Source organism: Streptomyces sp. NPDC037290 (assembly GCF_055603245.1).
In genome coordinates, this window is the sequence record NZ_JBVJVZ010000006.1 from 421,247 (window position 1) to 441,912 (window position 20,666).

Sequence of the window (20,666 nt, forward strand, 5' to 3'; positions counted from 1 at the left end):
AGGGAGCCCCTCACACGTCGATCCGGCTCAGGCGCCGGATGAGGACGAATCCGACGGCGTACATGGCGAACGCGACGATCACGCAGATCTGGCCGACCGGTGAGCCGGTCATACGGGCCAGCGCGCCGTCCTTGACGCCGTTCATGAGGAAGAGCGCTCCGACGCCGAGGACGGGGACGGCGTACGACGTCATGGTCACCTGGGAGAGCTGGGTGCGGATCTCACGCCGGGTCTCCTTGCGTTCCTCCAGTGTCTCGGTCAGGTTCCGCAGGGCGGACACGACCTGGCCGCCCGCCCGGTTCGACAGCACCAGGGTCGTGACCAGGACGACCAGTTCACGGGACGGGAGACGGTCGGCCAGCTCGCCGAGCGCGTCGTCCAGGGACTGGCCGATGGCCAACTGGTCGGCGACCTTGCCCAGTTCCTGGCCCGCCGGGGCCTCCAGTTCCGCCGCCGCCATGCCGATCGCGGTGCGCAGGGCCAGGCCGGCCTGGGTGGCGTTGGCCAGGATGCGGGCCAGTTCGGGAAGCTGGTTGATGAAGCGCTCGATGCGTTTCTGGCGCTGCCAGTTGAGGAACTGGACCGCCGCCCAGACGCCGAGGAGGCCGGCGAGCGGGCCGAAGAAGGGCGCCAGGGTGGCCTGGCCGATCAGCCAGAGCGCGGCGACCGCCGCGAGCATGCAGACGAAGAACTCACCCGGGGTGACGTCGAGGCCGGTGGCCGCGAGACGCAGTTCCAGCCAGCGGCCGAGGCGGGTACGGCGCAGCCGCCGGTCCAGGTCGCGGAACCGGCGCCTGCGCCCGGCCGCCGCGACGGGACCGGTGTGCGTGAGGCGGTCCACGAGGGCCGCGCGCTGGGCCCGGCCGGAGGCGTAGGCGTGCACGCCGGCCACCGCCAGGACGCAGGTCAGCAGCGTCACACCGGTGGTGAGCTGAACGAGGGTGTGCAGTTCCATGGGGCCTACCTGGCTTCTCGGGTGGCGAGCTGGTCCGCGGAGTGGGCGACTCCGAAGGCCGGCGGGACGGGCTGGCTCGCCATGTAGAGACGGTCGGCGGTACGGCGGGGCAGCGGGAAGTACTGGAAGGTGCCGTACACGCGGCCGTCGGGGGTCATGGGCCGGGCGTCGAACCGGGCCGCGGTCGCGAGCCGGTACGGCTCCCCGCCGTGGCTGTCGAGCAGCGCGATCTCGGTGATCCGGCGGGCGCCGTCGGCGAACCGGGTGAGCTGGACGAGGACGTCGACCGCGCTGTTGATCTGGTCGTGCAGCGCTACGAAGGGGACCTCCACGTCGGACATCGACGCCAGGGTCTGCAGCCTCGTCAGCGCGTCCTCGGCGCTGTTCGCATGCACGGTCGCCAGCGATCCGTCGTGGCCGGTGGACATCGCCTGCAACATGTCCAGGGACTCGCCCCCGCGGACCTCGCCGACCACGATCCGGTCGGGCCGCATGCGCAGCGAGTTGCGGACCAGGTCGCGGATGGTGACCTGGCCCTTGCCCTCGACGTTCGGCGGCCGGGACTCCAGACGGACCACGTGCGTCTGCTGGAGCTGGAGTTCGGCGGAGTCCTCGATGGTGATGATGCGCTCGTGGGACGGGATCAGCCCGGACAGGGCGTTCAGCAGGGTGGTCTTTCCGGTGCCCGTCGCCCCCGAGACGATGATGTTGAACTTCGCCTGCACCAGGCCTGCCAGCAGGTACACCATCTGCTCGTCCAGCGAGCCGAAGGAGATCAGCTCCTGGAGGGTGAAGGAGCGCGGGAAGCGCCGGATGGTCAGGATCGGGCCGGTCAGCGACAGCGGCGGAATGATGACGTTGACGCGCTCGCCGGAGGGCAGTCGGGCGTCCACCATCGGGTTCGACTCGTCGACCCTGCGGTTGACCGTGGAGACGATCCGCTCGATGGTCTGCATCAGCTGGTCCGAGGAGGCGAACCGCAGGGGCAACTGCTCGACGCGGCCGCCGCGTTCCACGAAGATCGCGTCCGGTCCGTTCACCATGATCTCGGTGATCGACGCGTCCTCCAGCAACGGCTCCAGGATGCCGAGGCCGAGCGCCTCGTCCACCACCCGGCGGATCAGCTGCGCGCGCTCCACCGTCGACAGCACGGGGCCCTCGCGGCTGATGATGTGCCCGAGCACCCGCTCCAGCCGTGCCCGGCGTTCGGCGGTGGCCAGCGAGCTCATCTCCGCGAGGTCGATCTCCTCCAGCAGCTTGGCCCGGTAGGAGGCGACCAGATGCCCGTCCTCGCCCCGGGTGCCCTGCTCCTCCGGAGTGCTGATGCGTGCCCGCAGGCTCATGTCGGCATCTCCTCGCCTAGTGGTCGAGCGGCATGGTGGCGGTCTTGGTGGCCTCGCCGAAGTCCCAGATGATCTTGGGGATCTTCACGGTGGCCGTGACGGTCACAGAGCCGTCACCGTCTTTCGGGTCGCACGTCACGGTGAGCGGGCCGCTGACGGCTCCGGAACACGCCTGCCCCACGTCCTGCCGCAACGAGGCCGCCCGCGCCCCGGCCCGCGCCGCCGTACTCGCCTGCTCGGCGGCGTAGGCGATGGCCCCGATCTGGATGCCCGCCATGGCCACGATCAGCAGGACCGGAATGAACCCGAGGTACTCGATGGCCACCTGGCCCCGGTCGCTTCTACGGAGGTACGACATCTCAGCGCTTCGCCTCCTCGACGGCGCCGGCGTGTCCGTGCACGGTGGCGGGGAAGTCGATCAGGCCGGGGAAGAGAACCGGGACCTTCAGCGACACGTCCGCCGTGACGTAGCCGGTCCCACCGCACCGGTCCACCTTCGCACCCCCTTGCCAGGCCCCCGACAGATGCTTAAGGGCCGCCTGCTCGCACACCGCGTACCGCTCCCCCGGGTGCGCCGCCGTTCCTGCCCGCACCCCCTCGTCGGCAGCATTCCCGGCAAGCATGAAGGTGTATCCCACCAGCACGGCCTGCCACACGAGCACCAGGGTCAGAATGATCAGCGGGGTCATGCCCAGGAACTCGATGCTCACCTGTCCCCGGTCCCCACCCGGCCTCCTCATGGAGCGGTCACTCCTTCCGCCGCCGGAATCCGACCGGGCCCCGCGCGCTTCCGCGGTGCGTGCCCTCGGCCGCCCTCACCAGCCCCAGCTCTCCCGCGAGCGCCCACAACGCCTGCTTCACGGAACTCCTGCTGTCCAGTTCGTGCAACCGTCCCGCGTCCACCACGCCCTGCAGTTCCTTGAAGTTGGCGGGGACGGCCGTACGTGCCAGCGCGGTCCCGGTGATGCGCTGCACCAGCGCGGGCTGGATCTCCGTACTGCGCGTATGCCGGTTGATGACGGCCGTGGTCTCCTCGGCCTTGCGGATCTGCAGCCGGTCCCACATCCGTACGGTCCGCTTGGCCGCGCGGACGGCGATGACGTCCGGCGTGGTGACCAGCAGCGCGGTGTCGGCCATCTCCACCGCCACGGCCCCCGCACCGCTCAGCTGGGCGCCGCAGTCGACGACGACCACCTCGTAGCGGGAGCGCAGCGCGCTGACGATCTGGCGGGAGGCGCGGTCGGTGACCTCCTCGCCGCGTTCGCCCTCGGCGGGGGCGAGGAGCAGGGCGAGCCCGGTGTCGTGGCGGAAGACGGCGTCGGCGAGGACGCGGGGTGAGATGTCGGTGATGGCGGCGAGGTCGACCACGGACCGGCGGAACTGGATGTCCAGGTAGGAGGCGATGTCACCGGTCTGCAGATCGAGGTCGACCAGGGCCGTCGGACGTCCGGAGGCCTGTGCGGCGAGGGCCAGTTGGATGGCCGTCAGGGTGGCGCCCACGCCGCCCTTGGCGCCGCTGACCGTGACGACCGTACCGCCGGCTCCGCCGAGGACGTCGGCGCCGTGGCCGAGATGGCGCCGTACCCCCGTCGACCACTGGGCGACGACCTGGACGCGGCTGGCGAGTTCCTCGTAGGACAGCGGCAGCGCGACCAGGCCGCGGGCGCCGGAGTCCATGGCGGCGGAGAACAGGCCGGGGCTCGCGTCGGTGGTGACGAGGATGACGCCGACGGCGGGGAAGCGCAGTGCGACCTCGCGGATGAGTTCGAGCGCCGGGACGGGCCCGATGCGTTCGTGGACGACCACGACCTCGGGCAGTTCGTCCACCGACTCGGCGGCGAGGCGGGCGAGGGTGTCGACCAGCTGGGTGGAGTCACCGGCCGGTGGCTGTGGTTCGGCGTCGGGGAGCTGGCTGAGCAGGGTGACCAGGGAGCGGACGGCGTCCGGGTCCGCGCCGGCCGGGAGGATCCTGGTGGGCATGCGGGCGGCCTCTCACTTGTCCGTCGCGAGTTCGTAGGTGCGGTCCTTGTCCGGGACGCCGGTCTCGCCGCCGGGGGCGACCAGCGCCAGCCGGACGCGCTGGGCGAAGGACTCGGCGTAGGTGATGCGCTGGGCGTCGAGGGTGGACAGCGCGAACGTGATGGGGACGGCCTCGGTGGGCTGCTGCTGGTTCTTGCTGCTGTCGGGGTCGAGTGCGGTGATCCGGCCGACGTCGAGGACCCGGGCGTTGGTCACGATGATCTTCGACTGATCGGGGTCGCCGTCCTTCTTTCCCTCGAAGGTGGCATAGACGTTGACCCGCGAGCCAGGGGTGATCTTCCCCGCCACACCGGTCGCCGCGTCGATCATGATGGCGACCTCCTGCTGTCCGGGCTGGAGGGCGGGCTGGTCGACGATCATGTCGGTCTGCAGCAGTGAGCCCTTGCGCAGGGTGGTGACGGCGATCTTGCCCTGGATCTGCCGGAGGTCGGTGACGGCGTTGTCGGACAGCCAGCGCTTCGGCATCGTGGTCTTCTCGAACTGGCTCGCGTCCAGAGCGGTGTACGGCTGCACGTCGGACCGGACCCGGTAGGCCGTGACCTCGGGTCCGACCTTGGAATTCACGTCGTGGACGACGGAGAGCACGCCGGCGAACGCGCCGAGAGCGCACAGGACCGAGAGGATCAGGAGTATCACGCCGCGGCGCTGACGGGAGTTCATGAACCGTGCAACCTCATTGGGGGAATCGGTCGAGCGGGATGTGAGTCGGGTGCGTGCGGTCAGGCGGGCGTGCGCTGTTCCAGGGCGCGGGGCGCGGCGGGTTCACGGGCGGGCGGGGTGGCGGAGCAGAAGACGCAGCGGTCGCCGATGACGTCCATGCCGCACCAGTGGCAGCCGGTCTGCCGCACCGACGTGACCAGTTGGTACAGAACGGACAGGTCGGCGAGGTAGCTGCAGAACTCGGTCATCCGGCCCGTGCCCCACCACACCGGGGACTCGGCGGGCAGCGGGACCTCGCGCAGACCGTGCACGCTCCACTGCCCGGCGAGCCCGGCGACCCAGTCCCCCTGGGTCTGCTGCCCCTTGGCGACGAGCATCCAGGTGTTGAACTCGGGCCCCTTGAGGGTGGCGCCGGGTCCCACGCGCACGAGCTGCGGCTCCGGATGGGCGAGTACGGCGAACTGGCTGCCGGGCATCCAGGACTTGGCGTGCGCCTTCAGCCCGACCGGCACCCGGTCCAGCTTGGCGACCGAGCCGAGGACGGCCCCCGCGTGGATGTAGTGGGTGAGCAGCCGCCCGGCGGAGGCGAGTACTCCCGGGCTCAGGTCGCAGGAGGCGAGCTGCCGCAGCTGCCGGGCGAGCACGGCGATGCCGAGGGGCGGCAGGCCGGGCCGGAAGACGGCGATGCGGTCGCTCTCCAGCAGCGAGCGCAGGGTGTGCAGGCGGCGTACGACGGGTTCCGGGGTGGCGGCCGAGCAGACGACGACCACATGGCCGTACTGCTCGGTCAGGGTGTGGAGTTCGGTGAGCGCCTGTTCCAGGGGCCGCTGGTCGAGGCCGCTCAGTACGACGGCCGGCATGGTCCGTTCGTCCTGCGCCGGCAGTGCCATGTCGGCACTGGTGACGGCAATGGCAGTGGGCACGCGCAGCTCCCCGCTCTTCACACCCGCCGGCCCACCGGAGTAACTCCCGTGCGCCGGGACGACTTCACTGCGTGACTACCTGAGCACTGTATCCACGGCCGTATGGCCGGAGAACAGCGTTTGTGAAGCCGGTGTGGAACTCTCTCGGTGCAAGTCCCGCCAAAACCGGACAGTTTGAGCGGCCCACGGTGTACGGACTTGGTCTGGACCTCTTGACACCCGGATTGGTCTGGACCAACTTGTAGGCCAGCGATGGCCATCACCATCCCTCTCCCCTCCTCCCTCCCCGCGAACGCGCTCCCCTGCTTCGCCTCTCCCGCCGCATACCCCACCGGAGGCCCCCCGTGGACCATGCACCAGGCATACCCAGACCCCGTCGCCGCCGAATCACCCTGTGGTCCGCGGCCACCGCCCTGGCCCTCTCGGTCGCGGGCCTCACCGCGGCCGCCGGCCCGGCCTCGGCGGCGGACGTCAACAACGTCAAGAACGCCGGCTTCGAGTCGGGCCTGTCCGACTGGACGTGCACGGCGGGCAGCGGCACGACGGTCTCCACCCCCGTGCACGGCGGATCGGCCGCGCTGAAGGCGACCCCGGCCGGCCAGGACGACGCCCAGTGCACCCAGTCGGTCGCGGTCAAGCCCAACTCGACGTACACGCTGAGCGCGTGGGTGCAGGGCGGCTACTCCTACCTGGGCGTGACCGGCACCGGCAGCACGGACGTGTCCACGTGGACGCCGGACACCTCCGCCTGGAAGCAGCTGTCCACCACGTTCACCACGGGCGCGTCGACGACCTCGGTCACGGTCTACACGCACGGCTGGTACGGCCAGGCGGCCTACTACGCCGACGACGTCTCGGTCTACGGCCCCGACGGCGGCGGAGGCGGCTACCCGGCCCCCACGGTCCCGGCGGCACCGTCCGGCCTGTCGGTCTCCGGCACCACCTCGTCGTCGGTGTCGCTGTCCTGGACCGGGGCCTCGGGCGCCACGGGCTACAACGTCTACCGCGACGGCACGAAGGTCACGGCGGTGACGGGCACGTCGGCGACGGTGACCGGCCTTACGGCCTCGACCTCCTACTCCTTCCAGGTGACGGCGACGAACGCGGCCGGCGAGTCGGCGAAGTCGGCGTCGGTGACGGCCACGACGGCCTCCGGCGGCAGCAGCGGTGGTGGCGGCGGCGGATCCCTGCCCAAGCACGCGGTGACCGGCTACTGGCAGAACTTCAACAACGGCGCGACGGTCCAGAAGCTGTCGGACGTCCCGTCGTCGTACGACATCATCGCGGTGGCCTTCGCGGACGCGACGTCGACGCCGGGAGCGGTGACCTTCAACCTGGACTCGTCCGGTCTGGGCGGCTACACGGTCGACCGGTTCAAGGCGGACATCAAGGCCAAGCAGGCGGCCGGCAAGAAGGTCGTCATCTCGATCGGCGGCCAGAACGGCACGGTGTCGGTGAGCGACTCGGCATCGGCGACGAACTTCGCCGACTCGGTCTACGCGCTGATGCAGACGTACGGCTTCGACGGCGTCGACATCGACCTGGAGAACGGCCTGAACGCCACGTACATGACGCAGGCCCTGCGCACCCTGTCGGCAAAGGCGGGCGCCTCCCTCGTCATCACGATGGCCCCCCAGACGATCGACATGCAGTCGACCTCGAACACGTACTTCCAGACCGCCCTGAACATCAAGGACATCCTCACGGTGGTCAACATGCAGTACTACAACAGCGGTTCCATGCTGGGCTGCGACGGCAAGGTCTACAGCCAGGGTTCCGTCGACTTCCTGACGGCCCTGGCCTGCATCCAACTGCAGGGCGGCCTGTCCCCGTCCCAGGTGGGCCTGGGCCTTCCCGCCTCGACGAGCGCGGCAGGCAGCGGCTACGTGTCCCCCACGGTGGTCGACAACGCCCTGGACTGCCTGACGGCCGGCACCAACTGCGGCACCTTCAAGCCGTCCAGGACCTACCCCGACCTGCGCGGCGCGATGACCTGGTCCACGAACTGGGACGCGTCGACGGGGAACGCCTGGTCGAGTGCGGTGGGGGCGCATGTGCACGCACTGCCGTGACGTGAGACCGGCACGGTGAGACGACGACGCCCGGACCCTTTCGGTCCGGGCGTCGTCGCGTGTACCCGGGGACGGCATCCGGCCACATTCGAGCGAAAGGGGGCGGAGTGCGTTGCAGGCGGCAAACGGCCGGTGTGATGATCCGGCGCATGGCCGAATACGGGGGCGAAGCCGACTCGGTGATACAAACACCCAGGTCACGGCTCTATGACTACGTGGACCGGGCTGGCGCCGACCACGGGGACACGATCGCGTCGGATGCCGCTGAACGTGGGCGCCGTCAGTTCGCTGTGTTGTTGGGTGTGTTCCGTCGTTGTGCGGTGTTGGTGCCGGTGGATGGGGACGAGGCGCCTTTGACGGGTGACTTGGGCGGGGTCCGCTGGGTGTACGCGTTCTCGAGCGAGGCGGCTCTGGTGCGTTTCGCGCTGGCGCGGGGTGAGGGCGGGCGGGAGTGGCCCTACCGGCGGGTTCTCGGGGCGCGGTTGCTGGATGTGGGTGTGCCGGCGGCCGGGGTGCCGTGCGGGGTGGCTGTGGATGTGGGCAGCGAGGGCGGGGGCGTGCTGTTTCCGCCGGTGGTGGGGATCGTGCCGGATGCGGCGGTCGTTGACCGGGCCGCCGTCGACCAGCGGAGAGGGGAGAGGGGCCGTTATGGGCGGGGACGGGGGTGGCGGCAAGGACATCAAGGCCGCCGGGCTGGACCTGATCGCGCAGGGCATCACCCAGACGCTGGCTGAGTTGGCGGACCTGGGCATGGTCGGCGAGGCGGGTGCCGGGCGGGGTTTCTCGCAGCTGGAGCTGTCCGGGATGGATCTGGGCCATGAGGATGTGACGGCGAAGTTCGCGTCGTTCTGCGAGCGCTGGGAGTGGGGGGTTCGCGCGCTGGTGGCGCAGGGCAACGCGTTCGCGGCCGAGGTGGGTCTGGCCGCGGGCACGCTGTATGAGACGGATCAGTACGTCGGTGGCACGTTGCGGGTGGGTGCGAACGCGCTGGTGGGCAATCCGTACGCCTCCGAGGCCGACGTGGAGAAGATGAGCTGGAGCCGGTGGGCGGACGGCACCGCCGACGCCTACCTGCACCCGGACTACAGCAAGGAGTCCTTCCAGGAGGCGGGGCAGAACATCAGGCAGGGCTGGACGGACGCCTCCCGTGACTTGATGACCTCGCAGGCCGGGGCCAACCTGGGCCTGAAGCCCAGTGACATGTCGGACGAGGAGTACAACAGGTTCCTCGACGAGGCCTTCGGTCCTTCCCCCGAGGCCCGTGCCAGGGCCGCCGGGCAGCAGGGCGGTGCGGGCTGATGGGTCTGGGGGACGTGACCAACTCGCTGTTGGGGGAGGGCGAGCACCTCTACGACTCGGGTAAGAAGCTGCTCGGCAAGGGCATCGAGAAGGGGGCCGATCTCACCGGTGACCTTTTGGACCACGTCGGGGCGCACAGGTACGCGGATCTCGTCAGGCTCACGGGTGACTGTGCCGGTTCCCTGCTGGGGGCGACGCCGGGTGAGAAACAGCTCGGCGAAACCGACCTGTCCTGCGAGCTGATCCACGGCAGCGTTGACACCATCCGGGCCTCGGCCGCCCATCTGAAGGACTTCCACACCGCCTTCGACAACGTCGGGCAGGGCATGCGGAAGCTGGACTCCTCGTCCTGGCAGGGTGAGGCGGCCGAGGCGTTCCGCAAGAAGTTCGCCCTGCACCCGGTGAAGTGGCTGCAGGCGGCGGACGCCTGCCGCGCCGCCGCCACGGCGCTGGACGCGTATGCCGAGACCGTCGAGTGGGCGCAGAAACAGGCCAAACAGGCCATCGACCTGTACGAGAAGGGCACGCAGGCCTCGAAGGAGGCGGCGAAGGCCTACAACACGAAGGTCGACGCCTACAACGCGGCCGTGACAGCGGGCGGCGATCCCGGCCCGCGTCCGGGCCCGTTCCACGACCCGGGCACCGCCGACGTCCAGCACGCCCAGGAAGTCCTCCACGAGGCCCGCAGACAGCGCAACCGCGCCGCCGAGGGTGCGGCCACAGCGGTGGACAAGGCCCTGGCGCACGCCCCCGCCGAGCCGCCCCCACTCGCCCGGTGGAAGGCGGACGCCATGGACGGCGCCCGCGCCGTGAACACCGAGGCCCTGCACTTCGTGGGCGGCGTCGTCAAAGGCACCGCCGGGCTGATCAGCTTCGCCCGCGGCCTGGACCCCTCCGACCCCTACAACGTCACCCACCCGGCCCAGTACCTGCAAAACGTCAACATGACCCTCGCCGGCCTGATCTCCACCGGAACGCACCCCGACCGGGCCCTGAAGAACATGTGGACCCAATTCCGCGAGGACCCCTCCGAGTTCAGCGGCCGCGCACTCCCCCAGCTGTTCCTCGGCGACGGCGCCGGAATGGAGATCGGCCTGGCCAAAGACGCCGCGGAAACAGGCCTGGTACGCCAAGCAGCGGAAGACGCGGCACGGCGCGAGGCACGGGCCGGCGCGGAGGGCGCGGCCGGCGGCTCGGCCCGGGAAACAGTCGCCCACGACCCGCAGCAGCCCGCCCGGACCGGCGACGCGGTGGAGAGCAAGGGCACCGACCCCATCGACCTCGCCACCGGCAGGATGTACCTGCCGCAGACCGACGTCACCCTCCCCGGTGCCCTGCCCCTGGTGCTCGGGCGTCGCGTCGAGTCGGGCTACCACCTCGGCCGCTGGTTCGGCCCCTCCTGGTCCTCCACCCTCGACCAGCGCCTGGAGATCGACGCGGAGGGAGTCGTCCTCGTCACCGAAGACGGCCTGCTCCTCTCGTACCCCCACCCCGCACCCGGCGTACCGACCCTTTCCAGCCACGGGCCACGCCTCCCCCTGGACCGGGTGGACGGCGGCTACACGATCACCGACCCGCGCTCCGGCCGGGTACGGCACTTCACCGACCGCGGCCCGGCCCTGGCGGTCCTGGAACAGATCGACGACCGCAACGGCAACTGGATCACCTTCGAATACGACACCGAGGGCGCCCCGCTGGCCGTCCACACGAGCGCCGGCCAGGGCGTTCGCATCACCACGGACTCGGGCCGCGTCACGGCGTACCACCTGTCGGCGACCGGCGAGGAACTGAAGCGCTTCGCCTACACGGACGGCGACCTCACAGAAGTCATCAACTCCTCAGGCCTGCCCCTCCGCTTCACCTACGACGACCGGGGCCGCGTCACGTCCTGGACGGACACCAACGACCGCGGCTACACGTACGAGTACGACGACCAGGACCGCTGCACAGCCGAGAGCGGCGCGGCAGGCCACATGGCCCTGAGCCTGACGTACGAGCATCCGGACCCGGCAACGGGCCTGCGCACCACGACGGCGACGACGGGCGAAGGCCACACCCGCCGCTACCTGGTCAACACGGCGTGGCAGGTGGTCGCCGAGACCGATCCACTGGGCGCAACGACTCATTACGTCCGCGACCGCTACAACCGCCTGCTCTCCACGACGGACCCACTGGGCCACACGACGACGTTCCAGTACGACGCCGCAGGCAACCTCACTTCGGTGACCCGCCCGGACGGGCGCGAGGCGAGGGCGGAGTACAACGACCTGTGCCTGCCGGTGAAGGTGGTGAACCCGGACGGAACGGTGGTCCGCCAGACCTACGACGAACGGGGCAACCGCACCTCGCTGACGGACCCGGCGGGCCAGACCACCCGGTTCGCGTACGGCGAGGCCGGCCACCTGACGTCGGTGACGGATCCGCTGGGCAACACGACGAGGGTGGTCTGCGACCGCGCGGGTCTCCCGGTGGAGGTGACGAACCCCCTGGGAGCGGTCACCCGCTACGAACGAAACGCCGTGGGCCGCCCAACCGCCATCACGGAGCCGACCGGCGCTACGACGCGGCTGGAATGGTCGATCGAGGGCCTCCTGACCCGCCGCACGGCCCCCGACGGCACGACGGAGACGTGGACGTACGACGGCGAGGGCAACTGCACCAGCCACACCGACCCAGTTGGCGGCGTCTCCCGCTTCGAATACACCCACTTCGACCTGTTGAGCGCTCGCACGGGCCCCGACGGCATCCGCTACGAGTTCGCCCACGACACGGAACTACGCCTGACCGCGGTCACGAACCCGCAAGGCCTGACATGGCAGTACGAGTACGACGCGGCCGGCCGCCTGGCAACGGAGACGGACTTCGACGATCGCACGCTGACGTACGGGTACGACCCGGCAGGCCGCCTCGTCTCGCGCCGGAACGCGCTCGGCGAGGTCGTGTCCTTCGAGCGCAACGAGCTGGGCCAGGTGCTCCGCAAGGACGCGTCCGGCCAGGTCACGACCTACGCGTACGACCTGACCGACCAACTCGCCCAGGCGACGGGCCCGGACGGCGCGACACTGACGTTGCTGCGCGACCGCCTCGGCCGCCTGCGCTCCGAAACGGTCAACGGCCGGACGATCACCTACACGTACGACACCCTGGGCCGCCGCACCGGCCGCACCACGCCAACGGGCGCCGTCTCCACGTGGTCGTACGACGCGGCGGGCCGCCGCACCGGCATGGTGGCGTCGGGCCGATCCATCGACTTCACGTACGACGAGGCAGGCCGCGAACTGACCCGCCGCTTAGGCGAAACCGTCACGCTTGACCACACCTTCGACGCGATGGGCCGCCTGACCACCCAGTCCGTAACCGGCGCCGCAGGCCACAGGGTCCAGCACCGGTCCTACACCTACCGATCCGACGGCAACGTCATCGGCATCGACGACCAGCTGTCCGGCACCCGCCGCTTCGACCTGGACGCGACGGGCAGGGTAAGGGCGGTCCACGCGCCGAACTGGACGGAGCGGTACGCCTACGACGAGGCGGGCAACCAGACCCAGGCCTCCTGGCCGACGGACCACCCGGGCGGCGAGGCAACAGGCCCGCGCTCCTACACGGGCACCCGCATCACCCGCGCCGGCAACGTCCGCTACGAACACGACGCCCTCGGCCGCATCACCCTCCGCCAGAAAACCCGCCTGTCCAGGAAACCGGACACCTGGCGCTACGAATGGGACACCGAAGACCGCCTGACCTCGGTAGTCACCCCGGACGGCACCCGCTGGCGCTACACCTACGACCCCCTGGGCCGCCGCACCGCAAAACTCCGCCTGGCGGAGGACAACGAAACGGTCCTGGAACGGGTGGACTTCACCTGGGACGGCACCACCCTCTGCGAACAGACAACCACGTCTGCGGATCTCCCCAACCCGGTCACCCTCACCTGGGACCACCAGGGCCTACGCCCCCTCACCCAAACGGAGCGCATCACCGCGGCCGACGCCCCACAGGAGGAGATCGACTCCCGCTTCTTCGCGATGGTCACCGACCTCGTCGGCACACCGAACGAACTCATTGACGAGCAGGGCGAGATTGCCTGGCGCACCAGAAGCACATTGTGGGGAACAACTGCGTGGACGACGGACAGCACCGCGTACACGCCGCTACGCTTCCCGGGCCAGTACTACGACCCGGAAACCGGCCTGCACTACAACTTCTTCCGCCTTTACGACCCCGAAACCGCCCGCTACCTCAGTTCGGACCCGCTGGGGCTCGCAGCAGCGCCGAATCCCTCAATATACGTCACCAACCCATACACGTTCACGGATCACTTAGGACTGGCACCGGATTGCCCCCCAAGCAACTCACGCCGAACCCCGTCGACCAAGAATGGACCTTTCGTGGTGATCGGCAGACAACCGGATACCGAAATTGCCATATCCTGGGATGGGCATGAAGTGCTGAATATTCCCGACTGGAAGGAAGAGAAAAACGACGCCTGGATGCAGGGGATCATTGACGAGCACAGAGACGTGTACCTGGCGTCACCCAAGGCCGACAACCTCGAAAACGATGCCGGAAGGCCTACCGTATTCTCACGAGAGCTTAAGCAACTCGAAAAGGCTGGATACTATCAGGTCGGAGATTACTTGTTAGCACCTGACCCGAGATAAGTTCTCTCACTAAGACTGGCACCGAACAATCGAAACAGGGTGAAAATGGATCTGACACCTCGAATTAAACGTCGAATCAGCAGGGACTACGCGGAAGGCGACCAAGAAGCTGTCACGAGCATCCTGCTCGAGCTTTCGGTCGAACTAAGCCAATACCGAAATGTCCAACTGGAAAGGATCCTAGCCGCGACCCTAATCCACGGGCAGGCCGATGTAGACAAGCTCCTTACCTCCGTGCAAGTGGCCCGGTCAGACTGGCGAGACATCTTGATGGGATCCGGCTTGGAGAGTGGGGAATGGCGCGATCGACTGGATTCTGAATTTGGAGTGGACCCCTAACCGGAAAAGTAATTTCCAGGTGTGCGCAGGGTCGCCGGGCGTACCATCCCGCATAAAACCCGAATACCCGCAGCCGACATGCTCGGCGAGCAGCAACACACCACGCACATCGGAAGCCGGAACCTCGCGCTTTCCTCGAAGATGGCGCACTGGCGGCCAGTGAGCCGTTTCGCGGTACCGGTAGAGGTCCAATCCGCCGCCACCCTCAAAAGAGGAAGTAACATTCATGAAACTGTCCAACCGAATCAAACGAAGGATCACCAAGGACTACACCCAGGAAGATCGCCAAGCTGTCGAGGAATTACTCCTTGAGTTAATGGACGACCTAGAAAAGAGAAGGAGGTTCGAGACGGAAAGAATTATCGCGGCCGCCCTTATCCATGCCGCTGGAAATACAGACCGGCTTCTCGATTGCATTGATGTGGCGTGTATTGATTTCCGGGACGTCTTGATGGGATCAGGCCTCGAACACGCCGATTGGCCCGATCGCCTGGATGCCGAATTCGGAACCTGACCTTACGGGCCGCCCGCCCGCCCCTTCCTCGCGGAAGCGCGACTCTGATCGAGAAGCGAGCGGCCCCGCAGTCGCTTGCTCACTCCATGTCGAACAACTCCGCCGGCTCGGTAGCGCGCACGGCTCGCTGGGCCCAGGCCTCCAACTGGTCCAGGTCCGTACAGGCCTCGACCCGCTGGCGGACTGCGTCTGACACGGGGATGCCGCGCCACTCCAGGATGCGGAGTGTCATCTCCTGGCGGTCTTGAATCCGGCCTTGCTCCAGGCCTTGCTCCCGTCCTTCCTCGCGTACCTGTTCGGCGAGGGGGTGTCGCCAGAAGTACTGGATCGCCGTCATCAAATCCCTCCACATCTGCTTCGCCTGGGGGTCGGCCAGGCAGGAGTCGACGAACTGCACGAAGACTGCGGCACTGTCGGGGTCGATGGTCCGCAGGGCGGCGGCCAGGGATTCCAGTATGGCCGGAGCCTTCGGTCCACGCCCGTGTGTCATGGCCGAGAGCACCGCAAGGGGGACGTCCTTCTCGGCCTGCCGCTCGTCCGCGATCACCGGCACGTTGTCCGGACCCAGCACCAACGGACGCACCGTCAACGAGTCCCAGCCGGCGAAGCCGAACCGGATCGGGCGCGAGGCCCACTGGGCGGTCCTGCTGCTCTGGGTGATGACGATCAGCACCGGCTCGCAGCGGTACTTCTCATACAAGTAGGACAGGTAGTACGGCCAGCTGCCCCGCTTGCGCTCGTCCACCTTCCCCTGCGACTCCACCACCAGCAGATACGTGCCCTCGTCCGTCTCCGCCCGCAGCAGCGTGTCCACCCGGCGCTCGACCGGTTCGATCTCGGTCAGGTCCACGTTCAGCGCCGCGATCTCCCTCGGTTCGGGAAACGGCACATGCAGCACCCTCTGTAACGCCTTCGTCAGCAGCGTCGGGTCCTTCTGGAAGATCCGGTGCAACGCCTCATGCGACGAGCCCACCATCACGCGGCCCCCAGCTCACACCACACGTACTTCCCCCGGTCACCGAACCGTGCCGTCGGCTGCCACCCCCAGTACTCCGCGCACGCCTTCACCAACCCCAGCCCCCGCCCGTCCTCCCACTCCAGCTCCGCCACCTGCCCCAGCGGGCGCGGCGGGTCCGGTGGGGCCGGGTCGGTGTCCCACGCCCCGATCCACACCGTGCCCTCCGGGGTGCGGCGAGCCCCCAGCGCGGCCGGCCCCTTCGTGTGGCGCACGGCGTTCGACATCAGCTCCGCCGCCAGCAGCTCCGCCGTGTCTACGATGCCGATCAGACCGTGCAGGGTCAGGATCAGGCGCAGGGTGCGGCGGCACACCGTGACCGCTCTGACGTCGTTCGGGATGTAGAGCGTGTAGTCCCAGGACTCGATGGGCTCGATTTCGGGCATGCGTCGTCAACTCCGGTCAGTGAGAGGGGATTTCGCAGGCGTCGTGTTTCCGCTGCGTGTGTGTTTCGTCACTGACGGTAGGACATAAATTTCATTCGCTGCAAGCGGGTCGCATAACCTGGCACCCGAACGAGTCGCCTCACCAAGGCCGTTGAGGAAGGAAGGACTCCGTGCCAGCACGACGGCACCCCACCGCACGCCAGGTCCGCCTTGGCACCGAGCTGCGCAGACTGCGAGAGGCCGCCGGGCTCAAAGCGACCGAGGCTGCGAGCCTGCTGGGGACGAACTCCGTCCAGATGAGTCAGATCGAGTCCGGGATCGCAGGTGTGAGCGAGCAGCGCGTACGCCGACTTGCCGCCAATTACGCGTGCGCCGACGGCGAGTTGATCGATGCACTCGTCGGCATGGCTACCGACCGTACCCGTGGGTGGTGGGAGGAATACCGGGGTGTCCTCCCCGCCGCCTACCAGGACCTCGCCGAATTGGACCATCATGCGAGGTTCCGTAAGGACGTGGCGGTCATCCACGCACCGGGGCTCCTGCAGACGCGGGACTACGCCCGGGCCCTCTTCGCCTACATGAACCCCGAGTTCCCGGACAGCGAGGTGGACCTCCGGGTGGAGCACCGGATGAAGCGAGGCGTCGTCATCGACGGACCCGGGGCCGTCTCGTACGAGACCGTGATCCATGAGGCGGCGCTGCGCATCCGGGTGGCCGGGCGGCAGGCCTCCAGGGCGCAGTTGAGCCGCATCCTGGAAGTGTCCGAAGCCGATCACGTCACCGTGCGGGTCATTCCCTTCGCCTTGGACGACTTCGCGGGAGCCGGAAGCACCATGGTGCACCTGGGTGGAGCGGTCCCCCGGCTGGACACCGTCGTACGCGACGCTCCGCACGGCACGGTCTTCGTCGACTCCGAGGCGCAACTGAAGCACTTTCGAACGCTCTTCCGTAAGGTGAAGGAGCAGGCGCTGTCGCCCGAGCAGTCGCGTGACCTCATCCACCAGTTGGCGAAGGAGCTGTGAGGACCAGCATGATCATCCCCACCTCGTGGAAGAAGTCGTCCTTCTCCGGCGGAGGCGAGGGGAACGACTGCGTCGAAGTCGCCGACCAGGACACCCACATAGCCGTCCGCGACTCGAAGGCCCCCGCCAGGGCCACCCTCCGTTTCCCCAAGTCCGCCTTCGGGGCTTTTCTCGGGGGTCTGCGGGACGGGGAGCGGGCCGTGGGGAGCTGACGCGTGCGTGCCCCGACCAGCCGGGGGATTGCTGGTCGGGGCATTCTCGGGGTCAGGAGCGGAGCAGTACGTCCGCTGCGCGTTCGGCCAGCATCGTGACGGGGGCGTGGGTGTGCGCCCGTACGAGGCTCGGCATCGCGGAGGCGTCCACCACCCGTAGACCCGTCAGGCCCCGCACCCGGAACTCGGGGTCGACCACCGCGTGCTCGTCCGTGCCCATCCGGCAGGTGCTCACCAGGTGGTGGATGCTGCCGCCCGTGGCCCGGACGTAGGCCACGATGTCGTCGAGGTCGTCGGACAGCGCGCCGTCCGTGAGCGGCTTGCCCAGCCACTGGGCGAGGTCCGGCTGCTGGAGGATCCGCTGTGCGGCACGTATGCCGTTCACCAGGGTCGCCAGGTCGTCTCCCGCCTCGTCGGACAGATAGCGGGGGTCGATCAGCGGGGCGTCGTGCGGGTCCGCGCTGCGCAGACTGATCGTGCCGCGGCTGCGCGGGCGCAGGAGGATGACGCCCAGCGCCATACCGTGTGCCGCCGGCCGCTCGTGCTCGCCCAGCGGCACCACCAGGTGGACCACCTCGATGTCCGGGGCGTCGAGTTCCTCGCGGGTGCGCAGGAACAGCAGCGCCTCGGAGATGATCGAGTCCAGCGTTCCGCTGCGGTCCCGCAGGTACTGGTCGACCTGTTCGGGCGAGGCGACCGCCCCGGGTGACTGGAAGCCCAAGGCCTCGAAGGCGAGCGGTACGAGCAGGTGGTCCGTCAGTTCGCGGCCCACCGAGGGCAGGTCGTGCACCAGCGGCACCCCGTGCCGGGCCAGTTCGTCCGCCGGCCCCACACCGGACAGCAGCAACAGGTGCGGGCTGCCCACGGAACCGGCCGAGAGGATGACCTCGCGCGAAGCGTGGAGGCGCTCGGCTCCCGACTCGTTCTCCACCTCGACGCCCGTGGCGCGCGTGCCCTCGAACAGCACGCGGCGCACCAGCGTGTCCGCCAGCACCGTGAGGTTCGGCCGCTCCCGGGCCGGGCCCAGGTAGGCGTCCGCCGAACTGTGCCGCAGGCCGTCCCGGTGGGTCGCACGGGCCAGGGCGTAGCCCTCCGGGGCCTCGGCCGCCGGGGCGTAGCCCAGCCGCGCGCAGGCGTTGACGAACGCCGGGGTCACCGGCAGCGGATAGCGCAGTCCGGCCAGGCTGATCCGCTGCTCGGCCCGGTCGAAGTAGGGCTGCAGGTCGTCGTGGCTCCAGCCGGTCAGGCCCGCCTCCGCCCAGCCGTCGTAGTCCGCGCGGTGCCCTCGGGTCCACAGCTGGGCGTTGATCACCGAGGAGCCGCCGACCGCCTTGCCCCGCGGGATCGGGATCGAGCGGTCGGCCAGGCCCGGCTGCGGGGTCGTCGCGAAGTTCCAGTCGAGGTCGCCGCCGAAGAGGCGCGGGAACAGGATCGGCACCCGCACCTCGGGGCGGGTCTCCGGGTTCCCGGTGCCGGCCTCGATCAGGAGCACCTGCGTCGTGCCGTCGGCGCTGAGCCGGTCGGCGAGCACGCATCCGGCCGAGCCCGCCCCGACGATGACGTAGTCCCACCGGCTCACCTGACGACCGCCTCTCGGGCCAGGGCGGTGGGCCCCGGGGGCGGCGGCACGCTCACTCCCCAGGTGGTGCTCTTCCGGCTGAGTCTCTCGGCCATGACAGCTCCTTGCTGCGTCCGTGAACTGCGTCCGTGAACTGTGTGCGGTGGTCTTTGGGCGGTGATCTGTGTGCAGTCGTCTGTATGCAGTTGTCTATGTGCGGTCGTCTGCGCGCGGTCGTCTGCGTGCGGTCGTCTGCGCGCGGCTGATCCGTGGCCGGCCGTGGCGTGACGTGGCTCAGCGGCCTGCCGGTACGCCGTCCGTGCCCGCAGGTGTCGTGACCGGCACCTCGGCGGGTGTGGCCGGTCGGCCGCGCAGGGCGTGGCGGAGCAGGGCGAGGCCCGCCAGGAGGGCGACCAGGCCGCACACGCCGTTCCAGCCGAAGGCGGAGTAGGCGCGCACGCCCAGCCAGGATCCGGCGCTGCCGCCTAGGAACGCGCAGGTCATGTACGCCGTGTTCAGGCGTGCGCGGGCCTCCGGGCGCAGGGCGAAGATACGGGCCTGGTTGGCGACCTGGCCCGACTGCATGGCCACGTCGAGCAGCAGCATCCCCGCGCCCAGGCCGATCAGGCCGGCGGCGCCGCCCAGGCGACCGGTCAGCAGTACGGCCGCGGCGGCGATCGCACCGATCATGCAGACCAGGTTCACGGCGTCGGGGCCGCTCCGGTCCGTGCGCCGGCCGGCGATCGGCGTGGCGAACATGCTCGCCGCGCCCACCAGGGCCAGCACACCCACGGCGGGAGTGCCCAGGTCGTATTCGGGACCGGTGATGTACAGGGCGAGCGCGGTCCAGGCGGCGCTGAACGCGGCGAACACCAGGACCTGGTACTGGCAGGAGCGCCGCAGCAGCGGTTCGGTGCGCAGCAGGTGCAGCGTGGCGCCCAGGAGTGCCGGGTAGCGCTGGTCGGTGCTGGGCGTCGTACGCGGGAGCGCGGCGGCCATGGCCAGGATCAGGACGAGCGCCAGACCCGCTGCCACGAGGTACGGGGCGCGCCAGCCCAGCCACTCGCCCAGGGTGCCGGAGAAGGTGCGGGCCAGCAGGATGCCGCCGATCAGGCCCGAGAGCAACGTACCGGTGACGGCGCCGCGGCGCTCCGGTGCGGTCAGGCCCGCCGCCATCGGGATGAGGATCTGGGGCACCACCGTGGTCAGACCGACCAGGGCACTTGCGACGGCGAGGACGGGCAGGGACGAGGCCGTCCCCGCGAGCACGAGCCCGGCGGAGGTGATCAGCAGCAGGGTGGTGATCAGGCCGCGGTGGCGGAGCCGGTCACCGAGGGGGACCAGCAGGAAGATGCCGGCGGCGTAACCGAGTTGGGCGCAGGTGACCACGACGGCCGCGGAGGCCGCCCGCACGTGCAGGTCCTTGGCGATCAGCGGACTGATCGCCTGCGGGAAGTAGATGTTGGCCACCGCGACGCCGCAGGCGACGGAGAGCAGCAGGATCAGGCGCCGGCTCAGCGTCGGCGAGGCGGAGGAAGGAGGGCCAGCGGGCACGACACACACCTCGTCAAGGAAAGAGGGTCAAGGAAAGGGAGGCAGGGAGAGGGGGGCGGAAACGGGACGGTGGCGGCAGAGGGCCACCTAGAACCGGTTTAACCGGTTCCTCG

The 20,666-nt window shown here is 69.3% G+C and carries 17 protein-coding genes; 6 read left to right on the forward strand and 11 right to left on the reverse strand.

Annotated elements, in window-relative coordinates; translation table 11 throughout:
* Positions 1-10 precede the first annotated feature (10 nt).
* The 7 genes from ACZ7HQ_RS23805 to ACZ7HQ_RS23835 are packed head-to-tail and all read right to left on the reverse strand — an operon-like array spanning position 11 to position 5,942.
* Positions 11-955 carry a type II secretion system F family protein gene (locus ACZ7HQ_RS23805; RefSeq protein WP_470993291.1) on the reverse strand — a complete coding sequence of 315 codons (945 nt, stop codon included), beginning with the start codon at positions 953-955 and terminating at the stop codon, positions 11-13.
* A 5-nt stretch (positions 956-960) separates the two neighbouring features.
* Positions 961-2,298: a CpaF family protein gene (locus ACZ7HQ_RS23810; RefSeq protein WP_470993294.1), complete on the reverse strand. Its 1,338-nt coding sequence runs from the start codon at positions 2,296-2,298 to the stop codon at positions 961-963.
* 16 nt (positions 2,299-2,314) lie between these two features.
* The gene (locus ACZ7HQ_RS23815; RefSeq protein ID WP_470993297.1) at positions 2,315-2,656 is read right to left on the reverse strand and encodes a TadE/TadG family type IV pilus assembly protein; all 342 of its coding nucleotides are present in this window, start codon (positions 2,654-2,656) and stop codon (positions 2,315-2,317) included.
* A 1-nt stretch (position 2,657) separates the two neighbouring features.
* Complete coding sequence (locus tag ACZ7HQ_RS23820; protein WP_470993299.1) at positions 2,658-3,038, reverse strand: TadE family protein; 381 nt, start codon at positions 3,036-3,038, stop codon at positions 2,658-2,660.
* Positions 3,039-3,045: 7 nt separating this feature from the next.
* Entirely contained in the window at positions 3,046-4,278 is a 1,233-nt protein-coding gene (locus ACZ7HQ_RS23825; protein ID WP_470993302.1) for an AAA family ATPase, read from the reverse strand.
* A gap of 12 nt (positions 4,279-4,290) precedes the next feature.
* Positions 4,291-4,998 (reverse strand): Flp pilus assembly protein CpaB, encoded by a 708-nt coding sequence (cpaB, locus tag ACZ7HQ_RS23830; RefSeq protein ID WP_470993306.1) that lies wholly within the window; start codon positions 4,996-4,998, stop codon positions 4,291-4,293.
* A 59-nt stretch (positions 4,999-5,057) separates the two neighbouring features.
* Positions 5,058-5,942, reverse strand: a complete 885-nt coding sequence (locus ACZ7HQ_RS23835) for a hypothetical protein (RefSeq protein ID WP_470993309.1) — start codon at positions 5,940-5,942, stop codon at positions 5,058-5,060.
* A gap of 323 nt (positions 5,943-6,265) precedes the next feature.
* Here ACZ7HQ_RS23835 and ACZ7HQ_RS23840 point away from each other — a divergent pair, with 323 nt between their 5' ends.
* The 4 genes from ACZ7HQ_RS23840 to ACZ7HQ_RS23855 all read left to right on the forward strand — a co-directional run bounded on the left by ACZ7HQ_RS23840 (position 6,266) and on the right by ACZ7HQ_RS23855 (position 14,806).
* Positions 6,266-7,993 carry a chitinase gene (locus ACZ7HQ_RS23840; protein WP_470993311.1) on the forward strand — a complete coding sequence of 576 codons (1,728 nt, stop codon included), beginning with the start codon at positions 6,266-6,268 and terminating at the stop codon, positions 7,991-7,993.
* 648 nt (positions 7,994-8,641) lie between these two features.
* Positions 8,642-9,292 (forward strand): hypothetical protein, encoded by a 651-nt coding sequence (locus tag ACZ7HQ_RS23845; RefSeq protein ID WP_470993314.1) that lies wholly within the window; start codon positions 8,642-8,644, stop codon positions 9,290-9,292.
* A complete protein-coding gene (locus tag ACZ7HQ_RS23850; RefSeq protein WP_470993317.1) occupies positions 9,292-13,953 on the forward strand; it encodes a putative T7SS-secreted protein in 4,662 nt (1,553 codons plus the stop codon). The genes ACZ7HQ_RS23845 and ACZ7HQ_RS23850 overlap by 1 nt, the downstream gene beginning before the upstream one ends.
* Before the next feature lie 565 nt (positions 13,954-14,518).
* Positions 14,519-14,806: a hypothetical protein gene (locus ACZ7HQ_RS23855; protein ID WP_470993320.1), complete on the forward strand. Its 288-nt coding sequence runs from the start codon at positions 14,519-14,521 to the stop codon at positions 14,804-14,806.
* 79 nt (positions 14,807-14,885) lie between these two features.
* Here ACZ7HQ_RS23855 and ACZ7HQ_RS23860 read toward each other — a convergent pair whose 3' ends face one another.
* Entirely contained in the window at positions 14,886-15,782 is an 897-nt protein-coding gene (locus ACZ7HQ_RS23860) for a hypothetical protein (protein WP_470993323.1), read from the reverse strand.
* Complete coding sequence (locus tag ACZ7HQ_RS23865) at positions 15,782-16,207, reverse strand: ATP-binding protein (RefSeq protein WP_470993326.1); 426 nt, start codon at positions 16,205-16,207, stop codon at positions 15,782-15,784. The genes ACZ7HQ_RS23860 and ACZ7HQ_RS23865 overlap by 1 nt, the downstream gene beginning before the upstream one ends.
* A gap of 170 nt (positions 16,208-16,377) precedes the next feature.
* Here ACZ7HQ_RS23865 and ACZ7HQ_RS23870 point away from each other — a divergent pair, with 170 nt between their 5' ends.
* Positions 16,378-17,229 carry a helix-turn-helix domain-containing protein gene (locus ACZ7HQ_RS23870; RefSeq protein WP_470993329.1) on the forward strand — a complete coding sequence of 284 codons (852 nt, stop codon included), beginning with the start codon at positions 16,378-16,380 and terminating at the stop codon, positions 17,227-17,229.
* Between the two features lie 8 nt (positions 17,230-17,237).
* On the forward strand, positions 17,238-17,441 hold the full coding sequence (locus ACZ7HQ_RS23875; RefSeq protein ID WP_470993332.1) for a DUF397 domain-containing protein: 204 nt from the start codon (positions 17,238-17,240) through the stop codon (positions 17,439-17,441).
* Between the two features lie 52 nt (positions 17,442-17,493).
* Here the strand turns inward: ACZ7HQ_RS23875 and ACZ7HQ_RS23880 are convergent, their stop codons facing one another.
* Positions 17,494-19,020, reverse strand: coding sequence for a GMC family oxidoreductase (locus ACZ7HQ_RS23880; protein ID WP_470993335.1), 1,527 nt, complete (start codon positions 19,018-19,020; stop codon positions 17,494-17,496).
* Positions 19,021-19,293: 273 nt separating this feature from the next.
* Positions 19,294-20,553, reverse strand: a complete 1,260-nt coding sequence (locus ACZ7HQ_RS23885) for an MFS transporter (RefSeq protein ID WP_470993338.1) — start codon at positions 20,551-20,553, stop codon at positions 19,294-19,296.
* Positions 20,554-20,666 lie beyond the last annotated feature (113 nt).